9 protein-coding genes are annotated in these 12,082 nt (G+C 74.7%); 5 read left to right on the top strand and 4 right to left on the bottom strand.

Annotated features, from left to right (window positions below):
• Positions 1-10: 10 nt before the first annotated feature.
• A complete protein-coding gene (locus tag BOQ63_RS23235) occupies positions 11-2,875 on the bottom strand; it encodes a SpoIIE family protein phosphatase (RefSeq protein WP_223886024.1) in 2,865 nt (954 codons plus the stop codon).
• A gap of 215 nt (positions 2,876-3,090) precedes the next feature.
• Between BOQ63_RS23235 and BOQ63_RS23230 the strand changes: the two genes are divergently transcribed.
• The 5 genes from BOQ63_RS23230 (at position 3,091) to BOQ63_RS23210 (ending at position 9,256) form a co-directional block, all read left to right on the top strand.
• Positions 3,091-4,275 carry a rhodanese-like domain-containing protein gene (locus BOQ63_RS23230; protein ID WP_063737911.1) on the top strand — a complete coding sequence of 395 codons (1,185 nt, stop codon included), beginning with the start codon at positions 3,091-3,093 and terminating at the stop codon, positions 4,273-4,275.
• Positions 4,276-4,384: 109 nt separating this feature from the next.
• Entirely contained in the window at positions 4,385-5,044 is a 660-nt protein-coding gene (locus tag BOQ63_RS23225) for a DUF5819 family protein (protein ID WP_046386911.1), read from the top strand.
• Entirely contained in the window at positions 5,041-6,297 is a 1,257-nt protein-coding gene (locus tag BOQ63_RS23220; protein ID WP_072654905.1) for an HTTM domain-containing protein, read from the top strand. The genes BOQ63_RS23225 and BOQ63_RS23220 overlap by 4 nt, the downstream gene beginning before the upstream one ends.
• A gap of 9 nt (positions 6,298-6,306) precedes the next feature.
• A complete protein-coding gene (locus BOQ63_RS23215; RefSeq protein WP_030278218.1) occupies positions 6,307-8,406 on the top strand; it encodes an FUSC family protein in 2,100 nt (699 codons plus the stop codon).
• A gap of 100 nt (positions 8,407-8,506) precedes the next feature.
• Positions 8,507-9,256: a TrmH family RNA methyltransferase gene (locus tag BOQ63_RS23210; protein ID WP_072656333.1), complete on the top strand. Its 750-nt coding sequence runs from the start codon at positions 8,507-8,509 to the stop codon at positions 9,254-9,256.
• A gap of 23 nt (positions 9,257-9,279) precedes the next feature.
• On the opposite strand, the gene BOQ63_RS23205 is transcribed toward BOQ63_RS23210, so the two are convergent.
• The 3 genes from BOQ63_RS23205 to BOQ63_RS23195 form a co-directional block, all read right to left on the bottom strand.
• Entirely contained in the window at positions 9,280-10,191 is a 912-nt protein-coding gene (locus BOQ63_RS23205) for a pyridoxamine 5'-phosphate oxidase family protein (protein WP_072654904.1), read from the bottom strand.
• Between the two features lie 12 nt (positions 10,192-10,203).
• The gene (locus BOQ63_RS23200) at positions 10,204-10,674 is read right to left on the bottom strand and encodes a VOC family protein (RefSeq protein ID WP_030278215.1); all 471 of its coding nucleotides are present in this window, start codon (positions 10,672-10,674) and stop codon (positions 10,204-10,206) included.
• Between the two features lie 175 nt (positions 10,675-10,849).
• Positions 10,850-11,872, bottom strand: a complete 1,023-nt coding sequence (locus tag BOQ63_RS23195; protein WP_141763789.1) for a hypothetical protein — start codon at positions 11,870-11,872, stop codon at positions 10,850-10,852.
• Between the last annotated feature and the right edge of the window lie 210 nt (positions 11,873-12,082).

Here is a 12,082-nt window from a genome sequence, read left to right as displayed (position 1 = left end):
TACGCGGCTGTCATGCGTGCGGGAGGGGCAGCTCGAACCAGACGACCTTGCCCACCGCCTTGCGGGCGGTGCCCCAGTGTTCGGCGAGCTTGGTGACCAGGGTGAGGCCGCGGCCGGTCTCGCCGAGCTGCTCGGCCGGCTCCAGCGAGGGCAGGTTGTGGTTGTCGTCGCTGACCTCGACCAGCAGCTTGTCCACCCGGATCAGCTGGAGCTGCACCCGGTCCCGGGCGACCCGGACGGCGTTCGTGACCAGCTCGCTGACCAGCAGCTCGGTGGTGTCGCTGAGCGCCTCCAGGTGCCAGGCGGCCAGCTGCTCGCGGACCAGCGAACGGGCCCGGCGGACCTCGCGGTGGTCCACGGTGAGGTCCCAGGTGGCCACCTCGGACGGGGCGACCCCGTCGAAGCGGGCCACCAGCAGGGCGACGTCATCCTTGCGGTCGTCCGAGTGCAGCCGGCGCAGCACCTCGTCGCAGGCCTGCTCGGGGCTCTGCTGCGGGTCGATCAGGTTGCCGCACAGCGCCGCCAGGCCGGCTCCTATGTCCCCGCCCCGGACCTCGACCAGCCCGTCGGTGCACAGCACCAGCATCGAGCCGTCCGAGACGTCGATGGTCTTGGCGACGAACGGCACCCCGCCGACGCCGATCGGCGCGCCGGCCGGGATCTCCAGCAGCTCGCCGGTGCCGTCCGGGTGCACCAGGACGGGCGGGACGTGCCCTGCGCTGGCCAGCTCGCAGGTCCGGTTGATCGGGTCGTAGACCGCGTAGAGGCAGGTCGCCAGGTGGTCGTCGCCGAGCTTCTGGGCCAGGTTGTCCAGGTGCCGCAGCAGCTGGCCGGGCGGCAGGTCGAGGGCGGCGAGGGTCTGCATCGCCGTGCGGAAGCGGCCCATCGCGGCGGCCGAGTGGATGCCGTGGCCCATCACGTCGCCGACCACCAGGGCGACCCGGCTGCCGGGCAGCTGGATCGCGTCGAACCAGTCGCCGCCGACCTCGGCCTTCGGATCGCCCGGCAGGTAGCGGTGGGCGATCTGCACGCCGGGGATCTGCGGCGGGCGGGTCGGGATCATCGAGCGCTGCAGGGTGGTGGCGACCCGCGCCTCGGCGCGGTGCAGCCGGGCGTTGTCCAGCGACAGCGCGGCCCGTACCGCCAGCTCCTTGAGGGTGGCGGCGTCGCTCTCGTCGAAGGGGGCGCGGTCCGGCAGCCGGAGCAGCTTGAGGATGCCCAGCACGGTTCCCCGGGCGGACAGCGGGACCACCAGCATCGAGCGGCCGGAGACCACCGGGGCCAGCCGGGCGCCGCCGAGGGCGATCGCGTAGTCGACCGCGACGTCCGCGCTGACCACCGGGACCAGCACCGGCTGGTTGAGCTGCAGGGCCATCCCGGGCGGAGTCCGGCGTGGCATGCAGACCAGCGAGCCCTCCGCGAGCACGTGGTCCCAGGCACCGCCGGTCTGGTTGAAGACCAGGGCGACCCGGCGCAGCATCGTGTCGTCGTCGGGACGGGCGACCGGCAGTTCGGAGTCCGAGATCAGTCCGTCCACGAGGTCCACGCAGGCGAAGTCCGCGACCCGGGGGACCAGCACCTGGCACAGCTCGCGGGCGGTGAAGCCGAGGTCCAGGGTGGTGCCGACCTTGCCGCCGACCTCGTTCAGCAGGGCCAGCTGCTCGCCGGCCTGCCCGTTGGTGAGGAACGGGCTCAGCCGGCCGCTCGGCTGCCCCTCGGCGGGGGCGGGAGCGGGGACGGTGCCGGGCGGGGCCTGGTCGGCGCGGCGCGGCGGGACGCCGGGGGCGGACGACTCGACGGCGGCGGCCTGCTGCTCGATGGTGGCTCCTCCTCCGTGGGGGAACGGGACGGGCGGGGTGCCGACCGGTCCGCCCAGGACGGCGGCGGGGCGGACGGCGGGGGTGGCCTGTGCGGCCTCGCGTTGATCGTGCTGTTCGCGTTGTTCGCGTTGTTCGCGTTGTTCACGTTGGGCGGGTTCGCGCGGGGCGGGTTCGCGCTGGGAGGGTAGCGGACCGGGTGGGCGGCGGCCCGGCGCGGACTGGTCGGGCTGCGGGGGCGGACCGAGCCGGGCGGCGCGCTGCTGGGGCGTCGGGTAGCGGCGGCCCAGGCCGGCAGCCGCGTGGGCGGTGCCGGTCTGCGGATCGGAGGGCAGCACCGGCAGCACGGTGGCCGCGTCCAGCCGCAGCGCGGGCAGCCCGCCGAGCGCCGCCGCCTCCCGCAGCGCGGCCCGGTGGGCGGCGGGCAGCAGCCGGGCCAGCGGCTCGGGCAGCTCGGCGGCGGGCGGGGTGAGCGCGGCGGTGAGCGCGTGGAAGCCGCCCCGGGCGGCGGGTGCGGCGGCGAACGGCAGCAGCCGCTCGCCGAGCGCGAGCCGCGGACCGCCGGTGCGCAGCGGGCGGGCGTCGGCGGCGAGGGCGAGCAGTCCGCCGGAGGGGCCGGGCAGCTGGTAGGCCCACCAGAGCACGTCGCGCTGGTGCTCCTCGCGGTCGGTCACGGTCAGCCGGCCGGCCCAGGGCCGGCCGGCGGCGGTCAGCTCGGCCAGGGTGTCGAGGGCGTCACAGCGGCGGCGCACGGCGCAGCGGTCGAGCACCCGTGACTGGACGGCGGGCAGCAGGCCCGAGGCGGGGCGGTCGGTGGCGGACTCGGCGCGGTGCCCGAACAGCTCCTCGGCGGCCCGGCTCCACTGGGCGATCCGACCGGTCCGGTCGACCAGCAGGAGGGCGAGCCGGACCAGGGCGGCCACTCCGGTCGGATGGTCGCCCGGCGCGGTCTCGGCGCTCGCCGGAAGCGGTGTGGAGTTGGACTCGGCCACCATGGATTCGGTCTGCTCCCGCCTGGCCGCGCGCCTGGAGGCGGCCGTCTCTCCGGAGGAAGGCACGCTGTGCGGATACCAGCGAAGCACGGACCGGGCCGGACTCGACACCGAAACGGGGAGATTCATCAGGATCGGTTGCGTGTCACGCGCCGCGCGCCGGTTCGTACCCCCGCTTCACCCGGACGGGGCCTTGGAACGCGGCGGTAGGGTGGCAGGCCGGGCCGCCCGCGCGGCGGCTCCGCAGGACCCAGTCGGCCGGACGAGACAGAGGCGAGACCGTGAGCGCGCAGAGCCCCGTCCGCTGGACGGACCCGGAGCAGCAGGAGCTGGAGGAGCGGGTCGCCGCGGCCGAGCTCGCCTGGCTCAGCATGGACGTGGACGTGCAGACGCTGCGGGTCGAGATCGACAACTTCGCGCTGATCCACCACCAGCTGCTCGGCCCGCTCTACGCCCGGCTGGACGAGCTGGACGCGCTGGTCGCCGAGGCCGTCGCGGCCCGGACCGGGGACCCCGGGGACCTGCGCCGGGCCGCCGAGGCGCGGCAGCGGGTCGAGGAGCTGCCCGACCTGGACGCGCTGTTCGACTCGGTGCGGGAGAAGTCCGGCGAGGGCGTGGACGAGGCCGCGCCGCCGCCCGCCGCGCCGGCTCGGGTGCGTCCCGGCAAGGAGGCCCAGCGGATCTACCGCGAGCTGGTCCGGCGCGCCCACCCGGACCTGACCACCGACGGGGCCGAGAAGCAGCGCCGGGCGGACTTCCTGGTGCGGGTCAACGAGGCCTACGCGTACGGGGACACCGCCGTGCTGGAGAGCCTGGCCGCCGAGTGGTCCACCGCGCCGGAGGCCGCGCCCGCCGTCGACTCCCCCGACCGGCTGGGCTGGCTGCGCCGCCGGCTGGACTGGCTGACCGCCAAGATCACCGAGACCGCCACCGAGCAGGTCCGGCTGGAGCAGACCCCGATGGGGCAGCTGCTCGCCCTCGCCCCGCAGGACCCGGACCGGCTGCTGGAGCAGCTCGCCGAGGAGCTGCTCGCCAAGGCCGCCGCCCAGCAGGCCGAGCTGGAGCGGCTGCTCGGCGGCCCTGACCGCCCGGTGGGCCACAATGGCACCGACCCGAACCGACCCCAGGAGAGCCCCACGATGTTCGCGCAGATCCCCACCACCGACGCCGCCTCCGTACCGGCCGACGCCGCCCTGCTGGACGTGCGCGAGCAGGACGAGTGGGACGCCGGCCACGTGGACGGCGCGCTGCACATCCCGATCGGCGAGGTGATCGCCCGGATCGGCGAGCTGCCGGACGAGAAGCTGTACGTGCTCTGCCGGGTCGGCGGCCGCTCCGCCCAGGTCGTCCAGTACCTGGTGCAGCAGGGCCGGGACGCGGTGAACGTGGACGGCGGGATGTACGCCTGGGAGGGCGCGGGCCGTCCGATGGTCAGCAGCAGCGGTCAGCCCGCCTTCGTCCTGTAACGCCTCCGTCCCGCGACCCCTCGCGGCGCCCGCCCGGTGACGGGTAGGGCAGGATGGGCGCGCGACGCGCCGGTGCGGGCCGGCGGCGCGCCGATCGGGCGGGGAGGCCATGACGGGTACCACGGACCGTGCCGCCCCCGGACGCGTGTGGTCCGGGCCCGCACAGCTCGTCCTCGGCCTGGCCGCCGCGGTGCTGGTGAGCGGCACCGGGCTGTTCCTCGCCGCGGTGTTCCTGCACGTCGCGCCCGACAACGTGCTCTCCCGGCAGTACCGGGACGAGGTCGACGGCGTGGTGTACCCGGAGTTCGAGCAGAACTGGAAGCTGTTCGCGCCCAACCCGCTGCAGCAGAACGTCAGCCTGGACGCCCGGGTGCGCACCGTCGCGGACGGCGGCGCCACCCGTACCCGGGACTGGATCGGGCTGACCGCCCGGGACATCGCCGCGATCCGGGGCAACCCGGCGCCCAGCCACGTCGACCAGAACCTGCTGCGCCGGGCCTGGGACTTCTACGACGGCTCGCACGACCCGCAGGACGAGAAGCCCACCAGTTCGCGCGGCAGGCTCGCCGAGCAGTACCTCAAGCGGATCGCGCTGCAGCGGATCGGCCGGGAGGTGGGGGGCGAGCGCGTCCTGGAGATCGAGTTCCGGGTGACCACGGCCACCGTGCCCCCGCCGTCCTGGAGCGGTGAGACCGGGCCGTCCGCACCCAAGGTGCGGGAGCTGCCGTGGTGGCCGGTCGGGGACGAGGACTACCGGGGGCTGGGGTGAACGAGGCGTCGGCGGTGGAGCCGGTGGAGCCGGTCGGGCCGGTGGAGCCGGTTGAGGTCCCGGGGTTCCCGCGGCAGCTGCCCGGGCCGCCGGTCGTGCCGCCCGTTCCGGTGGCGCCGCGCGGGCCGGTGGCGGCCCTCGGACGGGCGATGGGGGCGTTCACCGGGCGGGCGCTCGGACGGCACCAGGCCGCGGTGGTGCGGATCGGCTTCGGCCTGGTCTGGCTCGCCTACCTGCTGCGCGAGTGGCCCAACCGGCGGGTGCTGTACGGCGACCGCTCGCCCTGGTCGATGGAGCTGGCCCAGCGGCTGCTGGCCGACGACGGGGCGTTCACCGTGCTGCCCTGGTTCGGCGGACGGCTCTGGTTCGAGCTGGTCTACCACCTGGCCGTGCTGGCCGCCCTGGCCGTGCTGCTGGGCTGGCGGACCAGGGCGAGCACGGTGCTGTTCCTGGTCACCGTGCTGTCGCTGCAGAACCGCGACGTCCTGCTCGGCGACGGCGGGGACAACGTCGTCCACCTGATGGCGGTCTACCTGGTCTTCACCCGCTGCGCCGAGGTGTGGTCGCTGGACGCCCGCAGGGTCGGCCCGGGGCGGAGCGGGGTGGTGCTCTGGGCGCTGCTGGGCGCGGCGCTGGCGATCTGTCAGGCCGGTGACTTCTCCGGCGACAGCCTGACCTGGACGGCCCCGACCTTCCCGCACATCGGCTGGGCGCCGCTGTTCTGGGGACTCTGGGCGGTGGCCGGGTTCTGGTGGCTGCTCGGACGGCTTCGGCCGGCGGGCGAGCCGCGGGCGGTGCTCGACGCGCTGGCGAACATGGTGCACAACTGCGCGATGCTGGTGATCGCCACCGAGGTGGTGCTGGTCTACGCCACGGCCGGCTGGTACAAGGTGCAGGGCTCGCGCTGGCAGGACGGCACGGCGCTGTACTACCCGCTGCACCTGGACTACTTCACCCCCTGGCCGGCGCTGTCCGGACTGGTCGGCTCGGCGCTCCTCCCGGTCTTCCTGATCTCGTACGCCACGGTGGCGCTGCAGGTCGCCTTCCCGTTCACGCTGATGAACCGGCGGGTCAAGAACGTGCTGCTGGCGGTGATGATGGCCGAGCACCTGGGGATTGCGGTGGTGCTCGGGCTGCCGGTGTTCTCGCTCGCGATGGTCGCGGCCGACGCGGTGTTCCTGCCGACCGGCGCACTGCTCTGGGCGGCGCAGCGGCTCGGCCAGCTCCGGCGGCGGCTGGTGGGAGCACCCTAGGATGTCGGTATGTCCTGGTTCGCCGCCCTTCGCGACACCGCGCGGACCGGACTCACCCTGGACCGGGCGCTCACCGACCCCAAGCGGGCGCTGCGCGGGGCGGTCGCCGTGGCAGCGGTGCTGTTCCCGATCCTGGCGGTCAGCGGGGTCCGGCTGGCCACCTCCGCCGCGATGGGGGCGTTCATCGCCGGTGCGGCCACCTTCCAGCGCAGCTTCCGGCCCCGCGCCAGCCTCGCCGTCGCGGCCGGGGTCGGGCTCGGCATCAGCTCCTTCCTCGGCTACCTGGCGGTCGGGGTGTACGGGCTGTTCCCGGTGCTGCTCGCGGTGTGGGCCTTCGGCGCCGGACTCGCCTGGGCGACCGGACCGACCGCCGGGGTCGTCGCCACCAACACCGTCTCGGTGATGCTGATCGTCGTGCAGCTGCCGGTCAGCGTGGCCACCGCGCTCAGCCACGGGCTGGTCGCCGCGTTCGGCGGCGTCGTCCAGGCCGCCGTCATCACCCTCTGGCCCATTGGGAGTTGGACCGCCCAACGGGACGCCCTCGCCGACACCTACGCCGAACTCGCCGACTACGCACGCCGGTTGCGGCAGGACCCGACCGCGCACGTGGACCCGGAACCGTTCATGACCGCCCGGCACGCCTCCGCCGTCACCCCCTGGCAGGACCGCCACCGGCCGCCCGAACTGCGCGGCCTGCGCGGCATCGCCGAACGCATCCGCCCCACCCTCGCCGCGCTCGCCGACCCCAAGGTGGGCGCTCCCGAGGAGGGGCCGGAACGCGACCGGGCCCGCGAGGTGCTGGCGGCCGCCGCCGAGGTCATGGACGCCCTCGCCCGGGCGATCCGCACCGCCGACCCCGTCCGGCTCCCCCGCTCGGCACCCGCACTCACCCTGGGCCGGCCCGACGAGGGCCCGCGGCTGCAGGGAGCCGCCCGGCGCTCGGCCCGGCGGCTCGGCGGGCTGCTGCGCAAGGCGGCGGACGCACTGGACCGGGGCGACGCCGACACCATCACCACGCCCGTGGTCGGGACAGGCGGGGCGCTGCACAGGCCGTCGATCGCCCGGATACTGCCGGTCGCGCTGCGGACCGTACGGCGGCAACTGCACCCGCGTTCGGCGATCTTCCAGCACGCCGTCCGGCTCGCCGGGGTGGTCACCGTCGCCTATCTGCTGGCCCGGCCGTTCGGGTTCCACCACGGGTACTGGGCGCCGATGACCGCCGCGATGGTGATGCGGCCTGACTTCGCCCAGACCTACAGCCGGGGCGTCGCCCGGCTCGTCGGGACGGTCGTCGGGGTCGCCGTCTCCACCCTGGTCGTGCAGCTGGCCCACCCCGGCGAGTGGGTGCTGGCCGTGCTGGCGGTGCTGTGCATCGGCGGGGCCTACCTCGCGTTCCGGACCGGATACGCGCTGACGACCGTCGGGATCTCGGCGTACGTGGTGTTCCTGCTCGGGCTGCAGGAGGGGAACCCGCTGGAGACGGCCTTCGAACGGGTGGGGATGACGCTGCTCGGCGGATCGCTGGCGCTGCTCACGTACGCGCTGTTCCCCACCTGGCAGACCGCCCGGCTCGGGGAGCGGCTCGCCGAGTGGCTGGCGGCGGCTGGACGGTACGCGGCGGCGGTCGTCGCCTGTTACGAGCAGCCGGCGACGCCACGGGGGCGGGTCGTCCGGTCGGCGCTGCTGGACTCGCGGGAGGCGCGCTCCGAACTCATCCAGGCGATGGAACGGGCCGACGCCGAGCCGGGGCGGCACGAGTCCGGGCTGGCCGGGGTCACCCGGCGCCAGATCGACCGGGCCCGGGCGGCGGTCGGGCACCTCGGACGGGCGGCCCTGCTGCTGGAGGCGCACCTGCCGGGCGCGGACGCGGAGCCCGTGCCGGGGGCGGCGGAGTACGCGGAGGAGCTCCAGCTGGCCACGGCGCTGGCGGCGGGGGCGTTGCTTACGGGGCAGCCGGTGGAGTTCGGGGCGGTGCGGGCCGCTCAGGAGCGGTTGGAGGCGGGACTGCCGGTGGGGGTGCAGGGGGACGTGGTGCGGGCGGGGACCCGGTTGGTGGGGGTGGCGCTTCGGGATCTGGAGCGGGCGCTTCGGGGGAGTTCCGAGCGGTAGGGGGTTGTTGTCGGGGACGGGGGTGGGGGTGCGCGGGGCTTGGCCCGCGCACCCACGAGGGTGGGATGGGGTGCTCCGGGGCGGGTGGGAGAGTGGGGGGATGGATGACGAGGTGGTGCGGGCGTGGCGGGTTGTCGAGCAGCAGCCGGGGGTGGTGCTGCTGGACGGGTTCCATCCGCTGAAGCATGCGCTGCGATTCGGGGGTGCGGTTCGGCGGGTTCTGACGGGCGATCGGGGAGCGCTGTTGGCGTTGGCGGGGGAGTTGGCGCCGGATGTCGTGGGGGTGTTGGACGGGCTGGCGGTGGAGGTGTCGGAGGAGCGGTTGCGGGGGTTGGCGCCTCGGCTGCACCCGACGGGGGTGATCGCGTTGGCGGAGCGGCCGTCGGTGGAGGCGAACCGGGAGGTGCTGGGGCGGCGGCCTCGGCGGGCGCCGGTGGTGGTCCTGGAGAATCCGCGGAACCTGGGGAACGTGGGGGCGGTGATCCGGTTGGCGGCCGGGTTCGGGGCCACCGGGGTGGTGACCACGGGGGAGCTGGATCCGTGGCATCCGACGGTGCTGCGGGGCAGCGCGGGGCTGCACTTCGCCACGGCCGTGGAGCGGGTGGCGCTGTCGGAGCTGCCGGCCGGGCCGCTGTACGTGCTGGATCCGGAGGGGGCGGACATCCGGGACCTGCCGTTCCCGGACGACGCGCTGCTCGCCTTCGGGACGGAGCGGCACGGGGTGTCGGCGGAGCTGAGGGCGCGGGCCGACCAGTTGGTCGCGGTGCCGATGCAGCCGGGGGTGTCCAGCTTCAATCTGGCGACGAGTGTGGCGATGGGGCTCTTCCACTGGATGTCGGGGAAGCGGTGAGCCGCGGGTAGGGGCGCGGGCGATCAGTGCGGATTGGCGGGAGAGTACTCGGGGTCGGTCCAGGTGAGCGGGGTGGCGTCGGCGAGTTCGCGGACGCCGGTGACGGTCAGTTCGACCATCCGCTCGGCGCCCGGGGCGGCCTGCCGGGCCTCCTCGGACCAGTCGGTGCGGGCCTCTCCGGTGATCAGCAGGGCGCCGCCGGTCTCCCAGTCGGGCAGCAGCAGGCCGGCCCGTGGGTCCAGTTCGAGGTTCCCGAGGGTCATGAACATCGCGTTGCCGCGGTACTCGGGCCAGCGCACGGTGTCGGGCGCGACGGCCTGCAGGAAGCCGGGGAAGCCGCCGCGGTGGGAGGCGTCCACCCTGCCGTCCGGGCCGGCGGTCGCGATGAAGAAGGTGTCCGAGGTGTTCACCGCGAGCCGCTGCGCGGTGGACAGGGCCGGGCCCTCGGAGACCGTGCGGGGCGAGCCGGCGCCCGGGCGGTCCAGCGGGGTGCGGCGCTGGATGTACTTCGGGCAGTTGGACACCACCTCCTCGGCGTGGACCGTCAGCCCGCCCCGGCCGTCCGGGGCCGAGCGGCCGTTGAGCCGCATCCGGCGGCGGCCGGCCGGGTCCAGGGCGATGGTGCCGATCTGCGCCGGGCGGGCCAGGGCCTCGGCCAGCGGGTCGGCCCCGGCCGGTCGGGCGGCGACCGTCATGGTGCGTTCGTCCGCGGCCTGGAGGAAGCCGGCCGGGCCGGACAGCTGGGTGGCCCAGATCCGGCCGTCCGGGTCGGCGGCGCCGACCACCAGCATGCGGCGCTCGGTCAGGAAGCGGGCGGCCACCGCCGGGACGGTGCTGCGGATCGACCGGCCGGCGTGGTCGGCCCGGTCGGTCACGCCGGCGCGGGCCTGGGCGGTCCGCTCACCGGAGTGGTAGGGCGTGTCGGTGGTCGTCATGGTGTGCTCCGCTTAGAAGAAACCGCAGGTCGGGGCGCCGGTGGTGGGGGCCTCGGCGGGGGTCTCGTCCACGCCGGCGCGGGTGTAGATCTCCAGTCGGATGCCGTCCGGGTCGCTGAAGAAGATGCCGCCGGAGGCGGAGCCCTCGCCGTGCGGGACCACGCCGTCGTAGGCGAACTCGGCGCCCAGCTCGCGCAGGAGGTTCTCGGTGGCGCGGACCTCGCCGAGGCTCTCCACCTCGAAGGAGAGGTGGTGCAGGCCCGGGGTTCCGGTGGAGAAGGCGCCGGTGCTCTGCTGCCAGAGCGTGATCACCAGGCGGCCGTCCCGGCCGAGCATGGCGTAGCGGCGTTCGGGGTCGGTGCCCTCGTGGGTGAGCTGGAGGCCGAGGACGGTGCGGTAGAAGTCGATCGAGCGGTTCAGGTCGGTGACGTTCAGGCCCACGTGGCCGGTCTGAAGGGTGCGGAGCAGGGTGGTGCTGGACATGCCTGGTCACTCCCGGGGCTGGGGCTTCCGGCGAGGCTCCTGCCTAACCGGTGTTAATGAGATTAAGGGTTAGGTGATGGAGCGTCAACCGATGTAGCGGCTTGAAGTGGTTAGGTCTGGAAATGCGGGAGCCCCGCCGGACCTGATGGTCCGGCGGGGCTCGAGGCGGTGAACGTCAGGCCCACTCCCAGCGGATGCCGATGTGGCCCGGCTGCTGGTCCGGGGCCAGGACGTGGGCGCTCGCCGAGGCGCCGATCCACAGCTGTTCGCGGCGGTGGTCGACGTCGGCTCCCGGTTCGCGGTCGTAGCGCTCGCAGTGCGCCGGGACGGCCGCCGGGTCGAAGTGCACCTGGAGCACGTACTCGCGCACCGGAGTGGCGAAGCGGCGGCTGTACTCCATGGTCGGGCCGCCCGGCGGGATCTCCACCTCGTACTCGAAGACCGTGCTGTCGCCGAGCCCGAGGGGGCGGTCCAGCATCAGCTCGGCGACGGTCAGCCCGGTGTCCGCGCGGCGGCGGACCCTGCCCAGCCGGCCGTGCCGGACCGAGGTGATCTCGGGGCAGCCGGTGGCCTCCTCGTCGGCCTTGTGCACGACCATGCAGCGGCCGACGCCGCCGACCGTGGCGCGCACCACCTGGCGCATCCGCAGCAGGTTGCCGCGCCGCTCGGCGTCCACGTAGTACGAGTCGTGGATGCTGAGCCGCTCCAGTTCGCCGGCCGGCGGGGCGTCCAGCTCGGCGAAGATCGCGGCGATCTCCTGCTCACCCGGCCAGACGTCCTCCAGTCCGAGGTGGAGGGTGTTGGCGGCGGCGGCCCAGCGGCCGCGCGGGCGCGGCGGGCCGAGCAGCGAGGAGAGCGCGCTGTGCGGCAGGCCGAGCAGTTCCTCCAGCAGGTGGACGGCGCGCAGGGAGCTGGCCCGCTCGGGCTGGCTGCGGCCGCGGCGCCAGTAACTCAGTGTCGTGACGCTGACCCTGACGCCCCGTTGGGCGAGCGCCGCGCGGATCCGGTCCAGGCTGAGGCCACTGGCCTCGATGGCCAGGTGCAGGGCGTCCGCGAAGCCGCCGGCCGGCGCGGGGCGACCGGCGGACGGCGCGGGGGCCGGGTTGGGGGACGGCGCGGGCACGGGTGGATCGGGTCGCTCCGTACGCGATCCGACCAGCCGCAGCCGCGCGGCGTCCTGAGGTTGCTGTGCGGCCATGCGGTGACCCTCCCCACCAGGTGAGTTCGGTTGCACCGGGCCGACGCCGGGGTGCGCCGCCAGCGGCTTCACCGAGCTTTGGGGAACCCTATGCACGGTCGAGAGGCTACGTCATCAGTCGTGCGTATGACAGTGGTCACGGCAGGTGGACCGGAGGGTTATCGATCTTGAAACAGTCCGGAAACACGCCCGGAACGCGGCCCGGGGAGG

This window comes from Streptomyces viridifaciens (assembly GCF_001888885.2).
Taxonomy (GTDB): Bacteria; Actinomycetota; Actinomycetes; order Streptomycetales; family Streptomycetaceae; genus Kitasatospora; species Kitasatospora aureofaciens.
This window is presented reverse-complemented; position numbering and strand designations above follow the sequence as displayed.

Bases quoted from the DNA above. Each gene is read 5' to 3' on its own strand.
- BOQ63_RS23225 (WP_046386911.1), top strand. From the start codon at position 4,385: ATGACGGGTACCACGGACCGTGCCGCCCCCGGACGCGTGTGGTCCGGG.
- BOQ63_RS23195 (WP_141763789.1), bottom strand. From the start codon at position 11,872: ATGGCCGCACAGCAACCTCAGGACGCCGCGCGGCTGCGGCTGGTCGGA.
- BOQ63_RS23215 (WP_030278218.1), top strand. From the start codon at position 6,307: ATGTCCTGGTTCGCCGCCCTTCGCGACACCGCGCGGACCGGACTCACC.
- BOQ63_RS23210 (WP_072656333.1), top strand. From the start codon at position 8,507: ATGGATGACGAGGTGGTGCGGGCGTGGCGGGTTGTCGAGCAGCAGCCG.
- BOQ63_RS23200 (WP_030278215.1), bottom strand. From the start codon at position 10,674: ATGTCCAGCACCACCCTGCTCCGCACCCTTCAGACCGGCCACGTGGGC.
- BOQ63_RS23205 (WP_072654904.1), bottom strand. From the start codon at position 10,191: ATGACGACCACCGACACGCCCTACCACTCCGGTGAGCGGACCGCCCAG.